Source organism: Corynebacterium canis (assembly GCF_030408595.1).
GTDB lineage: Bacteria > Actinomycetota > Actinomycetes > Mycobacteriales > Mycobacteriaceae > Corynebacterium > Corynebacterium canis.
Genome location: NZ_CP047080.1, coordinates 397,390 through 421,911, shown reverse-complemented (window position 1 = coordinate 421,911; position 24,522 = coordinate 397,390). Strand labels below are relative to the sequence as shown.

The window sequence follows — 24,522 nt, the reverse complement described above, 5'->3', positions numbered from 1 at the left end:
GTTTTTGATGGTGGCCATTAGAACTTCAGACCACCTTCACGGGCAGCGTCCGCGAGTGCGGCGACGCGGCCGTGGTACTTGTAACCTGCACGGTCAAAGACGATGACCTCGATGCCGGCAGCCTTGGCGCGCTCAGCGATGAGCTCGCCAACTTTAGCTGCACGGGCTTTCTTGTCGCCTTCCATGGCGCGCACATCGGCTTCCATGGTGGAGGCGGCGGCCAGGGTGTGGCCCGCGAGATCGTCGATAACCTGAGCGTGCATGTGACGGGAGGTGCGGTGCACAACCAAACGCGGCGCCTCGGGGGTGCCGCGCAGGGTCTTGCGGATACGTCCATGGCGGCGGGCACGTGCCAAACGACGCCGAGTGGAAATGTCCTTGCCGATTGGGAGACGCTTGTTCTCTGCGGTATTGCTCATTACTTACCCGTCTTTCCGACCTTGCGGCGGATCTGCTCACCCTCGTAGCGGATGCCTTTACCCTTGTAGGGGTCGTCCTTCCGCAGGCGACGGATGATAGCGGCGATCTGGCCGACCTTCTGCTTGTCGATACCCGAAATGGAGAACTTGGTGGTGCCGTCAACCGCAAAGGTGACGCCCTCCGGAGCCTCAATCAGAATCGGGTGGCTGTAGCCGAGGGAGAACTCCAGGTCCTTACCCTTAGCCTGCACACGGTAACCAACACCGAAGATTTCCATCTTGATGGTGTAGCCCTCGGTGACACCAACAACCATGTTGTGGATCAGCGAACGGGACAGCCCGTGCAGGGCGCGGCTCTTACGGTTATCATCCGGGCGGGTGACAACGATCTCGTTGCCCTCCTGGTTCACAACGATCGGCGCCGGAACCTCGAAAGACAAGGAACCCTTCGGGCCCTTGACGTCCACCAGCTGGCCGTCGATCTTCGTTTCCACACCGGCGGGGATAACAACCGGATTCTTACCAATACGCGACATGTGTACTCAGTCCTCCCTTACCACACGTAGGCGAGGACTTCTCCGCCCACGCGCTTCTGGTTGGCCTGGCGATCGGTGAGCAGACCCTGAGACGTGGAGATAATAGCCACGCCCAAGCCGCCCAGCACCTTCGGCAGGTTGGTGGATTTTGCATACACACGCAGACCCGGCTTGGACACGCGACGCACACCTGCGATGGAGCGCTCACGGGTCGGGCCGTACTTCAGGGTGATGTTGAGGGTCTTGCCAACCTTGGCGTCCTCAACAGAGTAGTCAGCGATGTAGCCCTCTTGCTTCAGGATCTCTGCAATATTGACCTTCAGCTTCGAAGAGGGCATCGACACGGTGTCGTGGTACGCATTGTTTGCGTTACGCACGCGCGACAACATGTCGGCGATAGGATCAGTCATGGTCATAAGGTGACCTTGGAGCCTTTCTCGTTGCGGTTCCTTCCCCACCCGGCGTTATCACCTGTCACCGGCCACTCTCGCCACCAGCACTCAATAATGCTGCGGCTCGCTGCCTGAAAAGAGATGGACGCCGTGGGGCGGGGGGCCTACAACAAAGTAGGAATAATAACGTACACAGACCTATTTCAGGTCCAAGGCGCAACCTTACAGTAGAACTCTCCAGCACACAAGATGTTTTCTTTTCGACGCCGCGCCCTCCCGAGCACCTAGTGCAGCTCCAGCACAGGCGGGGGTTTCGGCGCCCCCTTGGGCGGCGCGATCTTCGGGTATTTGTTCGGCGGCGGCTCGGGGGCCTCGGTGATGCTAGCCATCACGCTGCCAGCCATTTTCTTCTGCGTAATTATTGCCAAACCAAACACCACGACTCCTACCAATGCGATCAGCGCCAAGCCGCCGAGACCACCAAGCTTGGCCGCGGAACCCACCGCGATGCCGAACCAGCCAAAGTCCGCGTCGCCGAAGGTGGTGTTTTCGGAACCGAAGTCCCCCAACACCTGAAGCAAAAACGCGGGCAGGAAGGTAATCAGCAGGCCGTTTGTAAACGCCCCGAAGACCGCCCCCCTGCGGCCGCCGGTGGCATTGCCAAACACGCCTGCGGCACCGCCGGTAAAGAAGTGCGGAACCAAGCCGGGCAGGATCAGCGCCACGCCGAATTGCGGATTCAATACCGAAGACAAGATCAGCAGCCCAACTAGGCCGCCGACAAAGGACGAAATAAAGCCGATAAGCACGGCGTTCTGGGCGTAGGGGAACACGATCGGGCAATCCAGGGCCGGAATGGCACCCGGCACCACCTTCGCCGCGATACCTTGGAAGGCCGGCACGAGCTCCCCAAGGATGGTGCGCACACCAAACAGGATCACGGCCACCGCCACGCCGAATTGCAGGCCCTGGGTGACCGATTGCATGAGGTAATTCCCCACGCTGGTGGCACCGTCTTCAAACGCGCCGAAGGCCTGCTCCTTGCCCACCCGCCACAGCATGGCCAGCGCCAGGATCACATACATAATCACCATGGAAAGCGCCGTGGCCACCATGGAATCCCGCAGGAAGCGCAGGCCCTCCGGCAGCACCAATTCCTCGGTGGAGCGGCTGCGTTTCCCACCCACCAACGAGCCCACCGCGCCCGCCGCGATATAGCCCGCGGAGCCGAAATGCCCCATGGCGATCGAATCATCACCAGTCACCCGCCGCATCCAGGGGTGCACCAAGGCGGGCATGGACACCATCAAGACGCCCAGGAGCACGCCGCCGCCGAGCACCACCACCCACGAGCTATAACCCGCGGTGGCCAAAATGATGGTGAGCATGGTGGCCATAAACAGCACGTGATGCCCCGTCAGGAACACATAGCGCAGCGGGGTAAAACGCGCCAGCACCAGGCTGATGGCAAAACCCAAGATCATCAACCAGGCGACCTGCGCACCATATTGCTGCTGGGCAATGCCCGCAATGGCCTCATTGGTGGGCACCACGCCCTGCGCCCCGGTGGCCCCTTGGATCATCGCGCCAAGCGGTTCCAGGGAGGCCACCACCAGCGTGGCCCCCGCACCGATCAGCAGGAACCCCAAGGTGGCCTTGAAGGCACCACCGATGACCTGGCCGCTGGGTTTCTTCAGGGCGGCCAGACCGACCGCCGTGATCAAACCAATGAGAAAGGCGGGTACCGCCAGGATCTCGTTGACAAGGAATTCGGAGATCGAGATGACTACATCCACGATGGTCTCCTAGACGTCGTAGAGGTCACGCAACACGGCGTCCACCTCAAATGGATCAGTGAAATTATGAATAACGGCCACCGGGACCCCAAGATCGCCAAGCGTGTGCGCGATCTCGCCGGAGGTCAAGATCAGATCCGCCTCCTTGGCCTTACCCTTCGCGGAGATCGTGTCTGTGGCCTCAACGGTGATATACGGTGCCCAACCCCACCGGCTCAGCACCTCCTGCAGCGTGTTCTTTAAAAACAGGGACGTGCCCAGGCCATTGCCGCAGACCGTCAAGATCTTATTCCGGGCGGTATCGGTAATCTCCTCCGGTTCGGGCGCCGCGGATTGGTCACCGAGGATTGCTAGGAGGTCTTGGCCGCTCATCGCGGCGTCGAGAAGCGCCTTCGTGTCCGGCTTGCTGAGCATGCGGGCGAGCTGCGCCATCGCCTTCTGATGCTCCGTACTATCCTTCGCCGCCAACGCCACCACGAGCGACACCGGGTCATTCTTCGCATGGCCGAACTCCACGGGCTCCGCGAGGCGCACCCACGCCATGGCGGTCGTGTGCACCGCACGGGAAGGACGCGCATGTGCGAATGCAAACCCGGGGGCGACGACGATATACGGCCCGTTGTCCTTGACAACGTCCACCATCGCCTCCGTATATTCCGGCTCGACCGCACCCGTGCATTCGAGGAGTTGCCCCGCGAGCCGGATCGCGGCTTCCCAATGGGGCACCTGGACATCCAGAGCGATCGCATCCGTTGCCAGCAGCTCAGATAATGACGTCATATACAGGAATGCTATTAGACAGAACGTTTAGTATCTACTGCGATAGTTAGCCGTGTTGGTCACAATCTAATAAACCTTGCGCGCGTAGTATCCAAAAAATGTCACCGCGCCAATTCGTGTTGCAACGTATCTAGCTCACCGCCGCCCGCCATTTGCAGCGCCAATTCATCGACCGTAACTTGGTCTCTACCTGCGCTTAGTACCTGCTTCCCCATGTTCAAAATGGTAAATCGATCACCAACTAAGTGCGCATGATGCGGATTGTGAGTGATCAATACAACCGCTGTACCACGGTCACGCGCGGCGGCAATAAACCGCAACACCATTCCCGATTGCTTTACCCCCAAAGCGGCGGTAGGTTCGTCCAAAATCACCACCCGGGCACCAAAATAAATCGCCCTCGCAATGGCGACAACTTGGCGCTGGCCGCCCGACAAACTCGACACCGGAACCTCCACATCGGGAAGGTCAATACCCATCGAACGTAATTGCTCGCGCGTAATCGAACGCATCTCCGCACGCTTGAGCAACCCGAACGGGCCCGTCAATTCCTGGCCAAGGAAGAAATTGCGCCACACCGACATCTGGTCAACCACGGCGAGGTCCTGATACACGGTGGCGATGCCAGCCTCCAACGCCGCAGCGGGCGAGTCAAGGTGGGCCGGCGCGCCGTCGATAAGCACCTCGCCGGACGTGGGCGGGTGCAGGCCCGCGAGCACCTTAATCAACGTAGACTTGCCGGCGCCGTTATCCCCCAGCACGCACACGACCTCGCCAGCGTCGATATCAAGGTTCACGCCGGACAACGCGCGGAACGTGCCGTAGCTCTTGGAAACATCCACAAGCGACACAATGGACATCAGCGAGCCTCCGTATACCGAGCCACGAACAGGTTTGTTACAACGGCAAACAGCAGCATGGCGCCGAGGAAGAACTTGAACCAATCCGGGTTCCAGCCCGCATACACGATGCCCTGGTTGGTCATGCCGAAGATCAGCGCCCCAATAGCAGTGCCGACGGCCGTGCCCTTACCGCCCGTCAGCGCGCACCCGCCGATGACCGCGGCGATGATATACAGAAACTCGTTGCCCACACCTTGGCCGGCCTGGATGGAATCAAAGGTAAACAGGGTGTGCATGCCCACAAACCAGGCGGCGAAACCCACAAACATAAACAGCGTGATCTTCACGCGGCGCACGGGGACGCCCACCGCATAGGCCGCCTCCGCGTCACCACCGGCGGCGAAAATCCAGTTGCCAAAACGGGTGCGGTGCAACAGGAGCGACGCGAGGACAACAAAGAGGATCCACCAAAACACGGTGACGCGAACCTGCACGCCGAACACATTGACATTGCTGGCAAAGACCATATTGGCGGAGTAAAACCCTTCCATATCCGCGATGGTCGGGGTGGCTACCTGGTTGGTCACCAGCTTGGTGATGGCCAGGTTCAGCCCCTGCAGCATCAGGAACGCGCTCAGGGTAATAAGGAACGATGGAATACCTGTTCGAGTGACGAGCCAGCCGTTGAGCGCACCGATAGCCAGTGCGATTGCCAGCGAGATGGCGGCACCGACCCACGAGTTAAGGTGCAGGTTGTAATTCAACATGGTGGCCGCGAGGGCGGCGGTGGTTACCGCAACGCCAGAGGAAAGATCGAACTCATCGCCGATCATCAGCATGCCTACCGCGAGGGCGACGATGCCCATGGTGGAAGAGGTGTACAGCACCGTGGCTACGGAATCCCACGAACGAAATGCCGGAGCCACCACCATAAACAACACAAAGATAACTATCGCGCCCAATAGGCTGGCGAGTTCGGGGCGGCGGATCACCCTATCAAAGGTGGACCGAGTGGGCAGCCGATCCTCGTGCCCGTTGTCGGTCGCTGCGGGAGTAGTCGTGGTTGTGGTCATCGCAGGCCCGCCTTCGCGGCGTCGGCAATTTGTTCGACATTGTCCGCGTCGACGAACGAGGGGCCCGTATATACCGGGTTCCCGCCGCCGAGCGTGGAGCCGTTGCGCACGTCCAGCCACAGTGAATCCACGGCAAGGTAGCCCTGCAGGTAAGGCTGCTGGTCAACGGCCCATTCGATGGTGCCGGACTTGATCGCATCCACGAGCTCGCCATTGGTGTCAAAGGTGGAAATCTTGGCCTTACTACCGGCGGCTTCCACGGATTGAACGCTGGTGAGCGCTACCGGGGCAACCAAACCCATGATCCAATCGATGCTCGGGTCTTGGGCGAGCTTGGTTTGCACGGTCGCTTGCACGCTGGTGAGGTCCTGGCCGTTCACGTACAGGATTTCCACCTTCTTTCCAAGGCCTTTTTCAATACCCCCGCAGCGTGCCTCCTGCGAAGAATTGCCCTGCTCATGAATCACGCACAATACGTTCGCGGCGCCGTCTTCGGCCAAACGTTTGCCCGCCATTTCGCCCGCAACGGATTCATCCTGCCCGAAAAACCCCTGCAAACCGTACTTTTGGTACTCCGTCATGCCCGCGTTCAGGCCGACCACCGGAATGCCCGCGTCTACCGCTTTCTGCGCCGCCGGCCCAATCGCTTGTGCGTTCGGCATGGTGACCGCGATACCGTCAACGTTACTGTCGATGGCCGATTGCACGAGGTTCGCCTGGTTCGGCGCCTGCGGGTCCGAAGAATACCTCAGTTCGATATTACTTTTGCGCGCGGCGTCTTCCGCACCCTTTCGAACAAGGTCCCAAAACGTGTCGCCGGGCGCGCCGTGGCTCACCAGCGCTACCACTTTCCGCTGCGTATCGACGCCGCCACCCTCACCGACCCCGTTCGCTCCCCCGGTTTCCGTACGCGGCGCCCCTCCGGTTGAGGAGCAACCTGCAAGTATTACAGCGGTACCGAGGACAATTGCCGCGAATCTCGCGGGTTTTACAGCGCGCAAAAACTTATACACGCACACCGATTCAACGCATGGTTACAAACCCTGTCAAACTACTTGACCTGCAAATTTAACGATTCAGCGCCATTAAGCAGGGGTTTCCGCACCACCCCTTTGGTAGCTTTTTTGATAAAAGGTCTGCACTATTGTTCCCACGCGGTCGCGGAAGCCCAGCCGCTTGTTCGGTTCAGAATGGTGGTGGTTCGTTGTCCGGTGGTGGGGTGGGGCGTTGTTGGTCGCGGTGTTTGCGGGTGCGGGTGTTTTTGTGGCTCCAGGTGTAGCCCCAGTTGCCGCGGCCGTCGTGTTCGGGTGGGTCGGTGTTGTCGTCGGCGGGGGTTTTGCCGGAGTGGCGGGTGGTGATGCCTTCGATCCCGCCCTGGATCCCGGCGAGGGGCCCGTCGGGGGTGACCACCCCGATGATTTCGTCGGTTTCCGGGTCGGTCCAGGTGATGGTGCCGTCGATGCTGCCTGTGGCGGCGACTCTGCGATCGGTTTTCATGTTGTGGTGGTGGCGGCACAAGGATTGCAGGTTGCTGCCGGTGGTCCAACCGCCCGCCTCATAATTAATCACATGATCCACGTCACAATGATCGGCGTTGATGGCGCAATCCGGGAACATGCAATGCCCATCGCGCAGGTACACCAGGCTGCGTTGCTCCGGGGTGGGGTCATGCTCCGCATGGCATTCTTGGGCCACCTCCAGGGCGTTGCGGTACTCCGGCTGCATCGCCGCAATGATCTGGCGTTGCTCATCGGTCAAGGTGGCGGTCACGCGCAACCGATCGATATGCAGCGGCACATTCGGCTGGAAGGACCCCACCCCGAAAATCACCACTTTCCGATGTTTCGCACGGGTGGTTTCATCCCCACACACAAGCTCCACCAGCGCCTCCGTTTTGGTGAGTTTCCTGGCGCGGGCATGGGTCTCAATGGCCGCTTCGACTTCCACGGCTGCCAGCTCGTCCAACTCGGCGTTGAACACGATCCGGCCGGGCACCGTGGGGCTGGGATAAACCATGATTTCCGGCGGTGGCAGAGCCGGTTTCGCCGCGCCGTTGATCACCGCCGCGCGGATTAAGCATTCCTCGATGCGGCGTTGCACCCGCCGCGGCGGCGGGAGCGTCTGATTCTCCCGGGTCGGGGTAAACATTTTCACCAAAAAGCGATCCAGCTTATCCAACACCTGCAACGACACCGTCGTCGGCACATCCTGCAACCCACGCTCAATCGCACACGCCCACTCCAAACCCACACAGCCAGTGGTCAACGCCAACCGACGCAACAACGGCAACTGGGTCCGCAACCGATACGCAAACCCCAACACCAATTCCGTTTTCCGCGCCCCGAACCAACCAAGATCCGTCGAAATTTTCGCCGCAAACTTCGACAGCTCCACATTCGGGAAATCCACCTCCCCCACAATGCCCATCAACACCCGCAAATACACCTTATTCGTAGCGATCGTCGCCCGACCCGCAACATTATCCACCCGTTGCAACGCAAAAAACGCACGCCGCCCCGCCGTACCAGCACTGCCACTCATCGTCCCTCGGTGTCCCTTCCCACCCCGACAATTCATTCCCTAACTATCACCCACGCTACACTCACAGCACAACCACTACAAGGCCTGCCACCTGCACAAACCCGACGCCCACAACCGGAAACACCACCCCCGCACACCCCGCACACGCAGGCAAAACAACACCCACACCCATTGCGAACAACCCAACCACAACCCACGCCACCAACAGGGACCACCACACCCCACAGCCCGAAACCGACCCCTCTCAAGCCCACCACAGCACAAACACAGCAAAAATGATACAAACCTTCACCGAGACCCCCAACACCCCGAAACCAAAAACCTGTGACCTTACACACATTTCAACATTCACAACACAAGGGGTACCAACCACCCCCACACCCGCCTTCAGTAACTGATGGTTCGTGCAAATAGTTTAATCGTGAGGATGGGTGGCGCGGTCTGGAGGTTCGGCGAAAAAAGCCGAGGCCTCCGCCAGAATCTCATTGGCCCGCGTTAGCTCCGCAACCTTGGCCTCCAGCTCTCGGATCCGCCGCTCCGCATCCGCTGGAGAAATTTGGCGCGCCTGCTTGGCCTCAGCCCGCCGACTGAGCTTCACCCATTCCCGCAAAGTGTGATGATTGATCCCCAACGACGCGGCCCGGGGAAATTTCTGGGGCGTGCTTGTTCACCCAAACAAGCACCGCGAATAAACTTCCTTTATTGAAAAACGTTTCAGGAACCAAATAGCCGACAGCAATAGGCTTTCTCAGGGCACTTCAGCAGAAAACGTATGGCGCGCAATCGGTCATGCAAAAATAGCGGCCGAAATTCGCCCGTAGTATTGAGTATTTTTTTCGAGCAAATAATTCGGGCGCTAGAAACCAAGCATCGTCGATACGACATTGAGGTTGCGCGCCCTCTCCTAGGCCTGCAGCTCTAGCCCAGTGGCATGCAGACCCTGGTGCGGAGTTCAGATTCGTCGACTTGTTCGGGGGTGTTGAAGTACAGGCTGAAGCTCTTCGCGGCGAGGGTGCCATCGGTGCGGTGCGCCAAGCCGTGGGCTTCAAGGTATTGTTGGAGCTCCTCGTACGCGGCGGTGATCTGGTTGTACGGGCCAAGGATATCGGCAACGAGGCATTCGCGGGCCGGGAAATGGTGGAGCTCCAGAGGCGGCTCAACCTGGGTGTCTTCCACTACGGGCAGGAACACCGAAAGCTTGGGGTTGTGGGCTACGTACTCCTCGGAGTGTTCGATCACGCCACAGAGAAAATCACCGGCTGGGGTGAGCCCCTCCACCAGAGGAATCATCTGGTCCCAGAGTTGCGGCTCGTCCTCATACGTGGGAACAACGCCCGTCAACGCCACAACGGTCATAGGATCCACGGTCGCTTTCGAAATAACTATCGACATGACTCTCCTCTAAAAACGGAATACCGCAAACCGAGTATACGGAAAACCCCCGCGCTCCGGTGCGGGAGGCGGGGGCGTCGATAAGCGGCTGCTTAGAGCATCTTGCCGTCTGGGCCCTTGAACGGGAAGCCCAGCTCGCGGAGGAGCGCGCGGCCCTCAGCATCGTTGGTGGCGGTGGTGACAATGGTGATGTCCATACCGCGCGGACGGTCAACCTTGTCCACGTCAATCTCGTAGAACATGGTCTGCTCGTTCAGGCCAAAGGTGTAGTTACCGTGGCCATCGAACTGCTTGTCGGACAAGCCGCGGAAGTCACGGATACGCGGAAGCGCAACGGTGAGCAGGCGGTCCAGGAACTCCCACATGCGGTCGCCGCGCATGGTCACGCGGGCGCCGATCGGCATGCCCTCACGCAACTTGAAGTTAGCAATGGACTTCTTCGCGCGACGCAACTCCGGCTTTTGGCCGGTGATCAAGGTCAGGTCTTCCAACGCACCGTTGATCAGCTTGGAATCGCGGGCCGCAGCGCCCACGCCCATGTTCACAACAACCTTGGCCACGCCCGGGATCTGCATGACGTTCTCGTACTTGAAATCGTCCTGCAGCTTGGTGCGGATTTCCTCGCGGTAACGGGTCTTCAAACGCGGGGTGTAGTTCTCGCTCATGATTAGATGTCCTTCCCGTTCCGGCGGGAGATGCGAACCTTCTTGCCGTTCTCATCGAAACGGTAACCGACGCGGGTCGGGTTGCCGTCAGAATCAAGAACCATCACGTTAGAAACGTGGATCGGGGCCTCCTGCGTCACAATGCCGCCGGAGGAAGCGCCCCGCTCCGGAGCGGAGTTAGCAACATGCTTCTTAATCCGGTTTACGCCCTCAACCAGTACCTTTTCGCGCTTCGGGTACGCGGCAATAACCTTGCCCGTAGCGCCCTTGTCCGGACCAGAGATGACGATCACGGTATCGCCCTTATGAATCTTCATTTAGATTACCTCCGGAGCCAGCGAAACGATCTTCATGAACTTCTTCTCGCGGAGTTCGCGGGCGACAGGGCCGAAAATACGGGTGCCCTTCGGCTCATTGTCGTTCTTGATAATCACGGCAGCGTTCTCATCGAACGCAATGTAGGAGCCGTCCGGGCGACGGGTTTCCTTCTTCGCGCGAACAATCACGGCTTTGACGATCTCGCCGGCCTTCACGTTGCCACCAGGGGTGGCTTCCTTCACGGTCGCGACAATTACATCGCCGATCCCGGCAAAGCGTCGAGTAGAGCCGCCAAGAACACGGATACACAAAATTTCACGTGCACCAGTGTTATCGGCGACCTTCAAACGCGATTCCTGCTGAATCACTTTGGGTCTCTCCTGACCTGGAATAATGCGAGCCAGATTTCCGTCCTGACACGCGCGGTCTATGTCTTACACTGCCACGCAGCCCCCAATACTCGGGCGCCGAACATTCCTGCAAGGAAACGTCGGAGGGTCTCGGTCCACGCTCGGAAACGCACGGCGAACCGACCTACTACAGGCAACGCGAACATCTAACCACAGCCACAAGGAAAGGCGCAAATTGCCTTAGGCAATATTTTCGCGCGTGTAAGCCGCAGCAAAGCCGACCCCGGCGTTGATAGAATAATAACCACAAAACGCCCCGAGGTTTTGAGGAGCCAACACATGAAATGGCTACAGCGGATTGTTTTGCTCTTTGCCCTCCTCCTGCTCCCGCTCGTGGCGTTTTTCCTATTATTATTGGCCACGCGCGGCGCGTATGGCGGCGTGCTCGCCCTCGGCCTCTTAATTCCGATTGTGTGCGGCTGGGCGTGGCTGTGGCGCCGCCGCCGTCCCGCGCTAGTGATCGCGGCCACGCTTATCCCGGTTGCCGCCTGCGCGTTTGTGTGCGTCCCCGTCGCCCCGCGCACCCCGCCGATTGAACAGGTTTTCGACGCCGCTCCTACCGAATTTTGGCAGCTCAGCACCGGCAGCAACCTCGCCTACTACCACCTGCCGGCGACCACCATCGAGCCGCCGAAAGCCACGATCCTGTTCCTCCACGGCGGCCCGGGTTCCTCGGTGACCAGCGGACACATGGAGTTTTTCCAGCGTTTCACGGAGCTGGGCTATGACGTCTATTTATACGACCAGGCCGGGTCCGGGCGCAGCGCCTTCCTGCCCACGAACGAGTATTCGCATTCGCGCAATGTGGCGGACCTCGCCGAGGTCATCGAGCGTATCGACGCCCCGAATCTCACCCTCGTCGGCCAATCCTACGGCGGCATGCTCGCGGCCAGCGCGGTTGCTGACGCCCGCACCGCCCCGAAAATCTCCAAGGCCATATTTTCCGAGCCGGGACCGATCCCCATGCGGTACCGCGACTTTACGCAATACGTGTCCGAGCACGTGCCGGAATCGGACGCCACCAACCCGCGCAAACAGGTCGAAGAAATCTCGCCCACGCTGCTGGAACCCCGCATGCTTGTCGGACTATTCGCCCTCCCGCAGGGCAATCAGTTTTTACCGCAGGAAGAGGCCGCGAATGTGTACGATCCGGCGGAAACCGAGGAATTGGACGCATACCAATATTGCACCGACGAAAAGGAACCCGTGCCGCCGGTAACCGAAAAGACCGGGTTCCGCATGAACCCCTATGTCACGGTCGCGGTCAACGCCAGCGTCAATGCGGACACCAACGAGTTCTCCTTCGACGCCTTCCAGAACGCGCAGGTCCCGGCCATGCTGCTGCTCGGCGAATGCTCATATGTGCACCGCAGCGACCAGCTCGCCTATATCAGCGCCTACCCCAAACTGGAACGGACCCAATACTTTAAGGACTTTGGCCACGGGGTGCTGCACCGATTCGACGACGGCCGCGACGATCCCTTCCGCAGCATCCTCGCTTTCCTTGAGGACGCCCCGGCCCCGCTGCCGAACTACCCCACCGAGGCGGATTTTCAGGAGTTCGTCGAGGCGGGCAAGTAACTCAGCATTCCTCCACCAATTCGCGCAGGCGTTGCTCCTGGGGAATGTCGGTGGGGTCGCTGCAGCCGAGCATTTGCGCGTGCAGCAAGTCCGCGACGTCGACAAACCGCACCGCCATGCCGCGGCTTTCGGGGTAGGTGCCGTAATCCGCAACCCCGTGGGCGCGCACCAACCCGGCAAGCGCCCCGATGCTCGCCTCCAGCTCGGGGGTCCACTCATCGCCCGGGGCCGCGATATGCATATAGCTCACGCCCTGGCCGACAACGTAATGCAAGGTGCTCACCGTCGCGGGTGCGGAGGCGGCGACCAAGGAATCGTGCAGGAACAACATGCCGCGCATGCCTTCGCCATCCAGCTGCGCCTGCTCCGGCACCACCACGTTGATGTCCAATGGCCGGGTGTCGCTGCCTTGCTCTAGGTACATGCGGAAGCTCTGTTGCCCGATCCCCTCGGGGTCCTCGGTGAGCGCAGCGGAAATCATGGTGGCCTGCTGGATCAGGCGCTGGCGCGCGTCCGGCCCACACAACGGGCCGGTATCCGAACATATGGTCACCCAGTTATTGCTCGAACTCATGCCCATTTCGCGCACGCCCACGCCGGCCAGGGGCAGCATCGCGTCCAACATGCTGGTGGAGGTCTGCTCGTCTAGGTTCACCACGCTGCTATTGATCTCCGCCGCGATGGTGAATTGCATGGGCACCTTCTGCTTTTCCGCGCGTTCCCGCTGGCTAAACAGCGTGTCCCGGACCTGCCTCAAGCGGCCCTGAGAAACGTTCCCTAAATCAATATCAACGGTAATGTGATAGCTAAACGGCGAATAAAAGCGCCGGTAGGTAGGCTTATTTGCCCAGCCTAAGGCCTCAAACTCTTCCTCAAATTCGGCTTGCAAAACTTGGGACGCCTCATCGCGTTCGAAGTCCGAAAAAGAGCACCCAACTTGGGCGAGGACACTCACGCAGGCTATCAAGAAAACGGCAGGTCGAAGCACCCGAGAAAACGCACCCATACTAGTGAGTAGACCACAAAACCGGACCGAAGGGGAGACTGGCCGCCTAGCCTCACTCTTGGGGGCTACCCAGCGGCAGCACTGGTTTTCGCTGGTGAACTCATAGATTTACGGGCCCGTCTTAGAATCCGCATAGCTTGCGCCTAGAAAAGGCCGAAAACCGTGTGCAAGTTTTAACAGCGTTCGTACTCTTCTTGCAGCACAAGCAAAGCTTGCGGTTCCCCATCGCGTTGCATGCAGCCGTTTAGCATGACGCTGCCGTTGTGGAAGCGGAACTCCAGCGGGCCGGCGGGCAGCTGTTCTTGGTTTTCCAACACGAATTGCGGCATCCAGGTCAGCGGATCCTCCACCTGAACCGTCAGCGCCGCCGCGGTAGCGTCACTGCTGCCCACCGCCGTGATCTCCGGCGCCCGCGTGGCGATCTCCGCAAGGCTACGCGCCTCCGCCGGTGTAAACGCGGTGGCAGGCGCCAAAAACGCCGGGCCTTGGTCGCCGGACTGCAGGCTGATTTCCCAATCGGGTTTGCCCAGCCCCCGTTCGCTGAGCCGGGCGAAGGTTTCCAGCTGTTGCGGCACGTCGCGGGGCTCGCCGACGAAATTGAGGCTGACCTTTTCCGACCCCCGAGTTTTGGCCGTGAGTTCGATCCTCTGCCAATCGCTTTCCTGTGCGATTAGCCCGCGGACTTCCGCGACCAGCGCCGCCGCGGCCGCGGGTTCCATGAATTGCACATCAAAATAACTGTATTCGACATCGCCCGGCAGCGGCTCCACAAAATAGGTCCACACAAAACTGCCGTATTTCGCGGGGCCCGCAGTATTGATCGCCTTCGCCTCTTCGATCGTCTGCGCGATGAGCTCGTTCGCCGGGGTTTCGGCCCACCGCACTTCCGCCCACGTGTTCGCCTGCGCGTTTGGGTCGAGGTCGGCGAAGCCCGTGACGAGGTTATTGTGCGTCTCCCACGGCTGGGCCGTCACCGTGCCCGCGCTTCCAACCACCTCCGCCAGGGCCTGGTCTGCGGCCTTGGCACCGCAGCTGACCAGCGCGAATGCCGCAAGCAGGGCGCCAACACTCCTCCATTTAGCCATGCCTAACATAGTACGTGAGCTTATCGACGCCGCGACAACGCCCCGCATTACCTCTTCCGCAGCGCCATAACGATAGCAAATATGAGCGCGATTACGGCCAGCGTTGTGACGCCGACTAGCGCATAAACAAGAGTTCGATTTACCGGAGATCCCTCGTTTTCCGCGCTCGTTTCGGTAGTGCTGGTTTTCGATTGCGTTGCCGACTGCTTGAATTCTGGCCCCTGCACCTTTTTGCCAACCGGGGTCAAAGTCAGCCGATACTTCACTGGGATGATTTCGGTGGTGGCGTCGGTGGGGCCGTCCTCACGGTGCGTGCTGGTAAAACTCACCTGCACGAAATGCTTTCCGCCCAGCCACGCAGCATCCTCGGTCGCGTTGGCGTAAGAGATGGGGTATTTCGTGCCAACGGTGTGTTTCTTTCCAATCTCCTCGACCCGCAACAGGGATTGCTCCCAGACGATTTCCTCCAGCTGACCCAATTGGTTGAGAACATGGAGCTCGAGGGCCCTCGCCGTGCGCTCGAATGGATCGAGGTCGTGCTGGCGCGGGTCTTCCACAACCTCAATGGTCGCGTTCAGGGCTTGCCCCCATTCCACGGGGACAGCGAAATATTGCGTTTCGCCCTCTACGATTTCCGCCTCCACGCTTCCCGTTACCTCCGCAGCGTCCGAATCTGGCTGGGTCATCAGCTGCGCGGAGACTATGTCCCCAGTATCCACCGGCGCTTCAAGATCACCGGCCGCCCGAGGCTTGGCCACGCTCTTATTAGAATCATCGCCAAAATTATCGGGTTCCGGGACGAGCGCCAGGGTCAGATCCACGTTCTCGGGCACTTCCCACATCTCATCGAAATACAGGTAGTAGAAGTCCTCGTCGCAATAATCATCTTTGCCCTGCACCCCGCTGATCAGGTACCCAGACATTGGCCGACCACCATCCGCGTCCCCGGCCGGGGTAGCTGAAGCTTGGCACGAAAGATCATCCGCCGACTTTAAATTGGGCGCGTATTGAAACTTGCCCTCCAATACGCGTTGGGTACCAATGGGCGGCACCCCGGTAAGTCCAACCGCAAGACGATGCCCTTGCGGAATGCTCACCTTTGCAAAGGACTTCTTCCCCTCCCTGCGGGGCATCTTGGCCGTCACCCTCCTCGGCTTTTCCAAGGTACCCAGCTCCAATTGCGGAGCCCCCTCCTTATCGCTCGCAAACTCCACTTCCTCGCTGGGCAGCTGATACCCCTCCGCCTTGCGCTGACTTGCCTGCTTCAAGGTTGCCGAAAGCGATTCCGCACTCGACGCATCCGCGTATGTGCCCCCGGTGACCTGAGCTACGCACTCAAGCTCGGCCCGCGCGGCGTCGTCAACCATGAACCCAATGGTGTGGACCACCAGTTCGGTGCCCTGCGCCTTAAGCTGCTTGGCCACCTCGCACACAGGGGGTGGAGCGCACGTATCAATGCCGTCGGACACCAAAACTATGGAACGCGCGCCCTCCCGAGGCAATAACTCATTAGCCTTGAGGAGCGAATTGCCGATCGGCGTGTAACCGCGCGGCTGCAAGCCATCGACGTCTCGGGTCAAATCCTGCGGCCGCCGCTCCCCCGGCTTAGACAACACCGTGATATCACGGCAGCCCGCCTCCTTCTCCGCATCCGAACTGCCCGTTCCCGTTCCATACGTGACCAGGCCAAGCTGGGCGTTTTCCGGCGCTTGGCCCAGAAAATCGTTGGCGGCCTGCTTCGCGGCGTCCATGCGCATCTGGCCATTGGCGTCGGTCTCCGTCATCGAACCGGAGGCATCAAGGACCACCACCGTTGGGGCGAGCGCATCCGCGGCAGTAGCCACCGGCGGCGTGGCCAGAACCATCAGCGCGATCGTGGCGATTATGGACACCGCGGTGACAAGCGGAGGCCTTCCAAACATAGCGAACCTGCATTCTATAGCCGACAAGACGATCACTTCACACGGTAGAGCAGCTGCAGCGTTTAGTAAAGCGTTTGGATTAGTTAGTTTGGGTTAGGCTATAAATTTCAGGTGGGATTTTTCAGCGTCCGGCAGCGGGCAATGGTTTTCGCCGCCCACTGCTCGGCCACGGCCAGGCGTTCCGCCACGGATCCGCGCACCACCACGTGAGGCACGCCGCTGGCGCTCAGGTATTCGACGAACCAGCGGTGCATGTCGTGGCGTATGTGCTCGCCATCGCGGATCCCGTCTTGTTCGAATGGAATTTCGTCGCCGGTAATAATGTAGAGATCCGCCTTATCCCGCGCCGCAATCGAACGCATTCGCGAAGTAGTTTCGCCTCGGTACCGGCGTTGCCAAAGCTGGGTGGCCACGGCATTGGTATCGCAGACAATCACCCCTCGCGACCTCGCTGCCAGCGCGTTTTCATAGGATTGCTGGAGTTCGCCGATGCGATAAAAATCATCGTCGCACCATTCCGCGCCATCGGTGAGGATCGATTGAGTATAGGAGCGCCCAATTTCTGGCACCCAGGGCGTGTGCAGGGCGCAGGCAAGCGCGCGGGCAAGGGTGGTGGTGCCGGTGGATTCGGCGCCGACGATCACGATGCGCACCGCCAATCCTGCGCGCACGTGTTCGTTGAGCCAGTCCCAGTGTTTATAAAGGTCAGAGCGGATATCGGTGCCGCTGATCGGGACGCTAGCACGTTCGAAATCAACCATGACGTGCGCGGCGCCCATATATTCGGCCCAGTGCGGACCATAGGTTTCGCTGCTAAACACCACGTCAGGTTTGCGCCCCAGAAATCGCATGGTGTGCGCGGCCCAGGCGAGGCTATCATCATCCTTCCCGATGTCCGGAATGATGCGCACACGCGCCGCCGGGTGGGCCGCCTGCAACCAATGTTGCCGCTGAACTGCGGGAATGCGGTAGTCCGGATTATCGACGACCAGTACGTCAACCTCCGCACATTGCTGCAGCGCCGCGCGAATAAGGTGATCATGCCCCTTGTGTGGCGGATAGAACTTACCTGCTATTACACCGTGCATGGCTGTTCCTCGGAGGCCGGTTCTTCCTTGGAAAGCGCGTTTGCACGCCAGGTCCACCAGCCGTAGCAAGCGTTGCACAGGAACAGGAAATACAGCAGCGCCACGAAAGGCACACCCTTGTACCAATAAAGCCCCACGGCCACGATATCTACCGCCAGCCAGAGGTACCAGCTTTCGAGCTTGCGGCGCATCATCAGGAACTGGGCGGCGAAGGCGGTCATGGTGGTGGCGGCGTCGAGGTACGGCAAAGAGGCGGGCTCGGGGAAGAATGCGGGGGCCCAAAGGTGCAGGTTGCTGGTGAGCCAGCCGGTAAACACCGAGGTGGCGGCGATGCCTACGAGCCAATACAGGTTTTGAATCTGCGTGTTGGTGGTGATGCGGACGGTGGTTTCGGTGTCTTTGTCACGCTTGCCCACCTGGGACCAGAGGTACCACCCGGTGATGCCGGTGATCAGATAGTAGACCTGTTCGAAGACGTCTGCGTAAAGGTTGATTTGGTAGAACAGGATGCCGAAAAGCGCGACGCCGACCAGGCCGACGGGCCAGTTCCAAATATTGCGGCGGGCGGCGAGCACCACGCAGACGAAATTAAAGATGGTGCCTACGAGTTCCAACCAGCTAATGGGATAGCCGAGGATCTCAAAGGCGATGGTATTGACGCTGAAAAATGCGTAGACCAGCTCCATTGCTGTACCTCACTATAGTTCGTGTTGTTTATACACTAACTATAGGTCTGCCGACGTTTCACCGCAAATCCCAGCTCGCTTCGGTGCTTGGTGGGATTGCAAGATGCGGAGGAAGGCACAATTGAATGTGCGGGAGTAACCCGAAGTGCCGGGCAACGCTGGCCGCGGAGAAATCGAATGATGATCCAGATCATCTCGCAGGACCCAGCTTCTACGCTCAATCCGAAAATGACGGCACTCGACGCAGTAGCGCGTGCAGCACGGGCATCGGTAAAGAGTCGAAATGCCGCACGCAAGGAGGCGTTAAGACTGTTGGAGAAAGTAGGAATCGATGCGAAACTCGCGCAGCACAAACCAAGCCACCTCTCTGGTGGACAGCGGCAACGTGTTGCGATTGCGCGGTCTTTGGCAGTGCACCCAAAGTTATTGTTGTGTGACGAGATCACCTCGGCTCTAGACCATCATGCAGCAGCCAAAGTGATGAGCGTCCTAGCGGAGATCAACAACGTGGATATGGGTGTTGTCCTAGTCAGTCACGACGATGAACTACTGCGGTCGTATTGCTCCGAAGTAGTCCAGCTCAGTGCTGTTAAGCATTGACCAGGTCCCCGTGCAACGATGGAAAGGCCACTGTCTAGGCGATGATGTTATTGTAGTGTTTTTCGGGGCTGGTGGGGGTGTTAGTCGAGTTGCTTGATGTTGTCGCAGACGGCGTCGAGCAGTCTGTGTTCGTGGCTGATCATGAGTACTCCGCCGCCGGTGTCGGCGTATGTGCGGATGACGGCGACGATTGCTGCGGAGTTCGCGGCGTCGAGCATGGCGGTCATTTCATCGCAGATGAGGTAGCGCGGTTGTGCGGCCAGTGTGCGGGCTACGGCGGCGCGTTGGAGTTGGCCGTCGGATACTTGGTTTGGGAAGCGTTGCAGCAGGTCTGGGGTGAGTCCGACGCTGTCGATGAGTGTTTGGATGGTTGTATCCTGGGTTTTCCGGGTTGCGGCGGCTGTTGCGATGGTGCGGCCGAGTGTCATTCTCGGGTCACAGGAGCGTCGTGGTGATTGGAAGATCATGCCGATCTGGCCGCGTACTGGTTGGCCTTTGCGGCTGCGTACTGGCCCAATGATTTCACCGTCGCATAGGCATTGCCCGTGGTCGGGGGTTTCAAGGCCGGCGAGGATGCGCCCGAGGGTGGATTTGCCTACGCCTGATGGCCCCCGCAGACCGACGATCTGACTAGGGGTGACTGTAATTGACACGTTGTCTAGGATCAGCCGTGCTGTGCCATCGTTGGTGCCGAAGGATTTGGATATTCCTTGGGCAACCAGCGCCCGCTGCGGCGCATCTGTGTTGCTGGTCATTTAGGCCTCCTCGAGTCGGCGGGCGTAGCAGTAGTCGTCGGCTAGGTTGGTCAGGCTTGGCACGGCCCCCGGCATGGAGTGCATGCCGTTTTCGGGCAGGGCGGCCAGCAGATCGCGCATGTATGGGCTGTTTGGTGCTTCGAGCACTTGGTCGGCTGCACCGGTTTCCTCAAAGCGGGAGGCGTACATCACCGCAATGCGATCGGCGATACCACTGTCACGCAGCTCGGAAATATCGTGCGTGATCAGCATGACGCCCGCGCCAGCATCGGCGATCTCGCGGAGCATGGTCAGCAGCACGATGGTCAAGTCCGGGTCGAGGGCCGCTGTCGGCTCGTCCGCAATGACTAAGTCGGGATCCCCGGCCAGTGCGAATGCTACTGCCGCCCGCTGGGCCATCCCGCCGGAAAGCTCATGGGGATATTTGGCGGCGACATCGCCGTCAAGCTGCACCCTGGCCAGTAACTCCTCGACACTGTGGGTGCTGCCCAGCACCGAGATGGTTTCGGCCAGCTGGGAACCAACAGTGCGTACGGGGGTGAGGAATGTCGCCGCCGACTGAGGCACCAGTGCTATTCGACGCCCCGCCAACTCACTATCCGTGGCTGCAAGCATGGCGGTGCGTGGGCGGCGGGCCAGGATGTCTACGCTACGGCCGTCGGGATAGTAGTACTGCACTCGCCCCGAGGTGACCGCATGGGGTGGCAACGACCCCACCACGGAGGCTGCGATAATGGACTTCCCACAACCAGACTCGCCGACAACGGCAACGACCTCGCCCCGCTGCACGGAAAGAGCAATATTGGATGCGGCGTGCACGATATCCCCGCCGCGCAGCGGAATCCGCACCGTCAGGTTGTCAATCTCCAACAGTTTTGCCTGCTCACTCATACCAACACCTCCTGACCAATCATGCGGTTTTTCAAATGGTTACCAATCGTGGCGATACAGAGCGTAGTCGCGACAAGGAAGAAGGAAGGAAACACCAAAATCCACCAGTGCCCGAGAAGCAGAGCCCCCTCCGCATCGGCAAGCAACGTGCCTAACGACGGTTTATGCGGCGGCAGCCCCACCCCCAGGAAGGACAGCGTGGACTCGTGCCAGATCGCGTGCGGGATCAGCAGAATCAAACCAACCAGCGCCTGCCCCAACGCCGCCGGCACCACATGCAGAAACATGATGCGGATGCGCGGCAGCCCAGACAGGTAGGCTGCCTCCACGAACTCAGCACTGCGCAGATGCAACACCGCCGCGCGGACGGTACGGGTGATGGTCACCCAGTGGGTAAGCACCAAGGAAGCGATAATGGCTGTAATCGAGCCACGGAACAAGCTCACAATCAGCAAACCCAACAACAGGTGCGGCAGGGCGTTGGTAACATCCGCGCCGCGCATAATAATCCTATCCACGCGACCACCCATGGTGCCCGCCACGACGCCCAGAATCACCCCAACGATCGCGGAGAACACCGCCGTGACGATCGCGATAAACAACGAGATGCGCATGCCGGCGGCCACGCGTAAGAACACGTCATGGCCTTTGGAATCGGTACCGAACAGGTACTCGGACCCTGGGGCGGTGCCAGCATTAGCGAAATCGGTGAGCACAAGGTCAGCATCACTGAGCAGCGGAGTAAGCAGCGCATAAGCGGCAATGACGATCAGCAACACCCCGGCCACAACGACCTGTGGTGCGAACACTCTGCCCGCAGCCGGCTTTCGATTTTTAGCCGCCAAAGCTGTAGTTTTCGGTGTTTTAAGCATCCGCATCCACCCTCGGATCGAGAACAACAAATGCGACATCGGCAAGCAGGTTGCCCAGCAGGACCACCGCAGTCGTCGCAACAGTGAGGATGCTCAGCAGCGGAAAATCCAGACTCTGCGCGGACTTCACCAAGGCGGTGCCCAACCCCGGCCATGCGAACACGGCCTCAACCAGTGTGGAGCCAACAACCAACTCGGATAGTCCCGCACCAATCAGCGCCAGAAAAGGTGGCACAGAGGTCGGTAACAAGTGCGAGAAAATAATCGTCCGTCTGGGGATACCCCGGACCTGCGCACCTGTCACAGCTCCGGAGTCCATGACCTCCACGATGGACTCCCGTAGGGACAACACCAACCACGGAACCTGCGTAATCGCCAGTACTGTCGCAGGTAGCGCTAGGTGCGCAACCGTGGAGGAAAAGGTTACCGGCTGCCCCGGATAGGTCAGCCCGCCGGTCGGGAACAACTTCCACACCAGGGCAAACAGACCCAATCCACCAAGCGCCACAACAAAGGGTGGCGTCGCTTGGATCACGGTGGCGAGCGCTAGGATCGCCCGGTCCGCTGCACCGCCGCGGTGCACCGCAGCCCACAGCCCCAAGCAAAAGGAAAGCACAATCGCACCGGCAAGCCCACACACGCCGAGCAACATCGTCCACGGCAGCCGTTCAACCAGTACTTGCGTCACAGGTTGGGAATACGAACGAGAAATACCAAGGTCACCCGAGGCTAAGCCCTGCAGCCACACCAGCCACGACTCCCACCACGATCGGTCTAGGCCAAGTTGGTGCGAGATTGATTCTCGCTGCGCCTCCGTGTAACTACCTGCCTGCCCTTTGAGATACGCATCCAGCGGATCGAAGGGGCTGACCGCAGCCAAAGCGAACACCCCAGCAGTCGTCGCCACCAAAATGGGTATTGCTACCACTACTCGCCTGAAGACGATTCCCCAAACTGCCCGGCGGCGACTCTGAAACCGTGGCCTGGGTTGCTGCGGGACCTGATGGTGTTGAGGCTGTGCCATTTACTTGTGCCAAGCCGCTAGATTGAACCACGGACCGAAGTTCAAACCGTGCGCGTGCGGCTCCAGAATCTCGGCAGGATGAGTGTAACCAAGATCGCGTTCCACGTAAACGTGATCGACATAGACCAGTTGCAGCATTGCCGGCTTTTCAGCGTAAAGCTTCTGGATCTCGCGATAAAGCGCATCACGCTTGGCCTGATCCTGCTCAACGCGAGCCTCGTCCAACAGCTTGTCAATCTCCGGATTGACGTAATCAGAGCAGTTATCCCACCACGCCCCTGCTCCAGGCTTGGCGAACTTAGAGTGCAGGACGGTGTAGATTTGACCATCAACCGAGTATGGCGTTGCCCCACCACCAAGCATGACAGGGATCTTCGCATAATCCTCTTCATTTACTGACTTGGAATCGCGTGCAAGAGGGGTGACCTCGATGCCAATCTTCTTCAGGTCAGAGGCAACAGCCAGGGTCAGGTCAGCACGGGCGCGATCAAGATTCGGATAGTAGATGACGTCGAAAGCGGCGCGCTGACCATCCTTGACACGAATACCATCCGAGCCCTTCTTCCAACCGGCCTCGTCAAGAATCTTCTCTGCTTTGGTCACATCGTAGTTAATATCGGCGGCGGGGTCATAAGCATCCCCATAGAAGTCCGCAAGGAAGGTGGAATTAGGCTTGGCATGGCCCTTCAACACGTCATTCGCCAGCGCCTGCCTGTCCACGGCCAAGTTCACAGCAGTGCGCACAGCTTGGTCACCGGTCACGGGATTCCCTGCCGGCAAGGTGATGCCGCGCCAGTCCGCAGAATGCGCGGACACCACTTTGAAGCCATCCTTGCCCTTGAATTCTTGGGCAAGCGCTGGGTCGATGATGGTGCCGTCACCCTCGCCCCCACGCAACTGCTGTGCGCGAGAGTTTTCGTCCTGATTAACGCGGTAAACGATCTTCTTCAGTTCCGGAGCACCGCCGTGGTAATCCTCGCGGGCTGTGAAGATAGCCTCATCCGCACGCAACTGCTCAAGCTTATAAGGACCGGTGCCCACGGGCTTGGAGTTCAGCTCAGATTCCTCCGCAAGCTTTGGATCACCGTCAAAGGCCTCTGAGGGGGCAATCCCGTTGAGGAGCTTATGGTCGAACTCGGCGTACGGGATTTTCAGCTCGAAGATGACTTTGTTCCCTTCGGAACGCACATCCTTGACCATTTCCCAGTCTAGAGCTTCACCAGAAGCAGAGCGCTCATCGAGAATAGCCTTGTAGGTGGCAACAACATCCTCAGGGCCAAAAGATGAGCCGTCGGAAAAAGCGATATTTTCCTTCACCTCGACAGTCCAAGTCTTATTGCCATCACTGGAAACGGCAGGCCCTGCCGCGAGCAACGGCTCGAATTCCACGAGAATCTTCGACGCATCCTTGCCCCCGCTGGCCGGAGCCTTGAGGCGGAACAGCCCCTCATAGATCGGGGAATCGCCAGCGCGACTATACCCCGCAACTGGGTTGTATCCACCAGTTTCATTGTTGTCCAAAAGAACCAAAGTCTGCTCGGCACTAGCGTTGGTTCCCGAAGCCCCAGACGCGGAGTTGTCGTCCGGATTGGAACATGCAGTCAAGGTAAGAACGCATACCGAGAGGGCAGAAACCGACGCGGCAACGGCGCGTCCTGGCCGAACAATGGAGGTACAGGAAGAGAACATTGACTCCTCTTTACTTAGGGTAGGCACAATTTGTTCGTTCAGTATGCGCGCAAATAATTGAAAATTCTCCTTTTTCATTTATTTATCGGTCAACAATTTTTAAGCAATTGGTTTTTACTTAACCGATTACCCACAAAAAACCACCCCTACAGTCCCCCG

The 24,522-nt window shown here is 59.4% G+C and carries 25 protein-coding genes and 1 pseudogene; 2 read left to right on the top strand and 24 right to left on the bottom strand.

All coding sequences use genetic code 11. The features are described 5' to 3' along the window. Nucleotides 1-17: 17 nt before the first annotated feature. From rplR to rplN, 14 genes are all read right to left on the bottom strand, one after another. Entirely contained in the window at nucleotides 18-419 is a 402-nt protein-coding gene (gene rplR / locus CCANI_RS01905; RefSeq protein ID WP_146325335.1) for a 50S ribosomal protein L18, read from the bottom strand. Then, on the bottom strand, nucleotides 419-955 hold the full coding sequence (rplF, locus tag CCANI_RS01900; protein ID WP_146325334.1) for a 50S ribosomal protein L6: 537 nt from the start codon (nucleotides 953-955) through the stop codon (nucleotides 419-421). Before rplF ends, rplR begins: the two co-directional genes overlap by 1 nt. A 17-nt stretch (nucleotides 956-972) precedes the next feature. Beyond that, on the bottom strand, nucleotides 973-1,371 hold the full coding sequence (gene rpsH / locus CCANI_RS01895) for a 30S ribosomal protein S8 (RefSeq protein ID WP_146325333.1): 399 nt from the start codon (nucleotides 1,369-1,371) through the stop codon (nucleotides 973-975). Nucleotides 1,372-1,631: 260 nt separating this feature from the next. After that, nucleotides 1,632-3,143, bottom strand: coding sequence for a PTS ascorbate transporter subunit IIC (ulaA, locus tag CCANI_RS01890; protein ID WP_146325332.1), 1,512 nt, complete (start codon nucleotides 3,141-3,143; stop codon nucleotides 1,632-1,634). A 9-nt stretch (nucleotides 3,144-3,152) separates the two neighbouring features. Then, nucleotides 3,153-3,923 carry a PTS sugar transporter subunit IIAB gene (locus CCANI_RS01885; protein ID WP_146325331.1) on the bottom strand — a complete coding sequence of 257 codons (771 nt, stop codon included), beginning with the start codon at nucleotides 3,921-3,923 and terminating at the stop codon, nucleotides 3,153-3,155. A 101-nt stretch (nucleotides 3,924-4,024) separates the two neighbouring features. After that, nucleotides 4,025-4,783: an ATP-binding cassette domain-containing protein gene (locus tag CCANI_RS01880; RefSeq protein WP_146325330.1), complete on the bottom strand. Its 759-nt coding sequence runs from the start codon at nucleotides 4,781-4,783 to the stop codon at nucleotides 4,025-4,027. Next, nucleotides 4,783-5,838 (bottom strand): ABC transporter permease, encoded by a 1,056-nt coding sequence (locus CCANI_RS01875; RefSeq protein ID WP_146325329.1) that lies wholly within the window; start codon nucleotides 5,836-5,838, stop codon nucleotides 4,783-4,785. The genes CCANI_RS01880 and CCANI_RS01875 overlap by 1 nt, the downstream gene beginning before the upstream one ends. Further along, nucleotides 5,835-6,806: a substrate-binding domain-containing protein gene (locus tag CCANI_RS01870; RefSeq protein ID WP_246118294.1), complete on the bottom strand. Its 972-nt coding sequence runs from the start codon at nucleotides 6,804-6,806 to the stop codon at nucleotides 5,835-5,837. The genes CCANI_RS01875 and CCANI_RS01870 overlap by 4 nt, the downstream gene beginning before the upstream one ends. A 217-nt stretch (nucleotides 6,807-7,023) precedes the next feature. After that, entirely contained in the window at nucleotides 7,024-8,379 is a 1,356-nt protein-coding gene (locus CCANI_RS01865; protein WP_186750476.1) for an HNH endonuclease signature motif containing protein, read from the bottom strand. Nucleotides 8,380-8,794: 415 nt separating this feature from the next. Continuing rightward, on the bottom strand, nucleotides 8,795-9,010 hold the full coding sequence (locus CCANI_RS01860; RefSeq protein WP_146325584.1) for a transposase: 216 nt from the start codon (nucleotides 9,008-9,010) through the stop codon (nucleotides 8,795-8,797). A 287-nt stretch (nucleotides 9,011-9,297) separates the two neighbouring features. After that, nucleotides 9,298-9,771, bottom strand: a complete 474-nt coding sequence (locus CCANI_RS01855; RefSeq protein WP_146325585.1) for a GyrI-like domain-containing protein — start codon at nucleotides 9,769-9,771, stop codon at nucleotides 9,298-9,300. Nucleotides 9,772-9,863: 92 nt separating this feature from the next. Next, complete coding sequence (rplE, locus tag CCANI_RS01850) at nucleotides 9,864-10,436, bottom strand: 50S ribosomal protein L5 (protein WP_146325586.1); 573 nt, start codon at nucleotides 10,434-10,436, stop codon at nucleotides 9,864-9,866. Between the two features lie 2 nt (nucleotides 10,437-10,438). Beyond that, the gene (gene rplX, locus CCANI_RS01845) at nucleotides 10,439-10,753 is read right to left on the bottom strand and encodes a 50S ribosomal protein L24 (RefSeq protein WP_146325587.1); all 315 of its coding nucleotides are present in this window, start codon (nucleotides 10,751-10,753) and stop codon (nucleotides 10,439-10,441) included. Next, nucleotides 10,754-11,122 carry a 50S ribosomal protein L14 gene (gene rplN / locus CCANI_RS01840; protein WP_146325588.1) on the bottom strand — a complete coding sequence of 123 codons (369 nt, stop codon included), beginning with the start codon at nucleotides 11,120-11,122 and terminating at the stop codon, nucleotides 10,754-10,756. It abuts the gene before it with no gap. 321 nt (nucleotides 11,123-11,443) lie between these two features. Here rplN and CCANI_RS01835 point away from each other — a divergent pair, with 321 nt between their 5' ends. Continuing rightward, the gene (locus CCANI_RS01835; RefSeq protein WP_146325589.1) at nucleotides 11,444-12,745 is read left to right on the top strand and encodes an alpha/beta hydrolase; all 1,302 of its coding nucleotides are present in this window, start codon (nucleotides 11,444-11,446) and stop codon (nucleotides 12,743-12,745) included. Between the two features lies 1 nt (nucleotide 12,746). On the opposite strand, the gene CCANI_RS01830 is transcribed toward CCANI_RS01835, so the two are convergent. The 5 genes from CCANI_RS01830 to pnuC form a co-directional block, all read right to left on the bottom strand. Next, nucleotides 12,747-13,751 carry a hypothetical protein gene (locus CCANI_RS01830; RefSeq protein WP_146325590.1) on the bottom strand — a complete coding sequence of 335 codons (1,005 nt, stop codon included), beginning with the start codon at nucleotides 13,749-13,751 and terminating at the stop codon, nucleotides 12,747-12,749. 173 nt (nucleotides 13,752-13,924) lie between these two features. Then, nucleotides 13,925-14,836: a hypothetical protein gene (locus CCANI_RS01825; RefSeq protein WP_146325591.1), complete on the bottom strand. Its 912-nt coding sequence runs from the start codon at nucleotides 14,834-14,836 to the stop codon at nucleotides 13,925-13,927. 47 nt (nucleotides 14,837-14,883) lie between these two features. Beyond that, nucleotides 14,884-16,758 carry a VWA domain-containing protein gene (locus CCANI_RS01820; protein WP_146325592.1) on the bottom strand — a complete coding sequence of 625 codons (1,875 nt, stop codon included), beginning with the start codon at nucleotides 16,756-16,758 and terminating at the stop codon, nucleotides 14,884-14,886. A 107-nt stretch (nucleotides 16,759-16,865) separates the two neighbouring features. Next, entirely contained in the window at nucleotides 16,866-17,846 is a 981-nt protein-coding gene (locus CCANI_RS01815) for an AAA family ATPase (RefSeq protein WP_146325593.1), read from the bottom strand. Further along, nucleotides 17,834-18,532 carry a nicotinamide riboside transporter PnuC gene (gene pnuC, locus CCANI_RS01810; RefSeq protein ID WP_186750404.1) on the bottom strand — a complete coding sequence of 233 codons (699 nt, stop codon included), beginning with the start codon at nucleotides 18,530-18,532 and terminating at the stop codon, nucleotides 17,834-17,836. Before pnuC ends, CCANI_RS01815 begins: the two co-directional genes overlap by 13 nt. Nucleotides 18,533-18,622: 90 nt before the next feature. Between pnuC and CCANI_RS01805 the strand changes: the two are divergent. Then, nucleotides 18,623-18,995 (top strand): annotated as a pseudogene (locus CCANI_RS01805) (ATP-binding cassette domain-containing protein); the annotation flags it as partial. Nucleotides 18,996-19,212: 217 nt separating this feature from the next. On the opposite strand, the gene CCANI_RS01800 reads toward CCANI_RS01805, so the two are convergent. The 5 genes from CCANI_RS01800 to CCANI_RS01780 form a co-directional block, all read right to left on the bottom strand. Then, nucleotides 19,213-19,887, bottom strand: a complete 675-nt coding sequence (locus CCANI_RS01800) for an ABC transporter ATP-binding protein (protein ID WP_146325595.1) — start codon at nucleotides 19,885-19,887, stop codon at nucleotides 19,213-19,215. Then, on the bottom strand, nucleotides 19,888-20,778 hold the full coding sequence (locus CCANI_RS01795) for an ATP-binding cassette domain-containing protein (RefSeq protein ID WP_146325596.1): 891 nt from the start codon (nucleotides 20,776-20,778) through the stop codon (nucleotides 19,888-19,890). After that, entirely contained in the window at nucleotides 20,775-21,587 is an 813-nt protein-coding gene (locus CCANI_RS01790; RefSeq protein ID WP_246118305.1) for an ABC transporter permease, read from the bottom strand. Before CCANI_RS01790 ends, CCANI_RS01795 begins: the two co-directional genes overlap by 4 nt. Before the next feature lie 55 nt (nucleotides 21,588-21,642). Continuing rightward, entirely contained in the window at nucleotides 21,643-22,578 is a 936-nt protein-coding gene (locus tag CCANI_RS01785; RefSeq protein WP_246118306.1) for an ABC transporter permease, read from the bottom strand. 96 nt (nucleotides 22,579-22,674) lie between these two features. After that, on the bottom strand, nucleotides 22,675-24,441 hold the full coding sequence (locus CCANI_RS01780; protein WP_146325599.1) for an ABC transporter substrate-binding protein: 1,767 nt from the start codon (nucleotides 24,439-24,441) through the stop codon (nucleotides 22,675-22,677). Nucleotides 24,442-24,522: the final 81 nt, after the last annotated feature.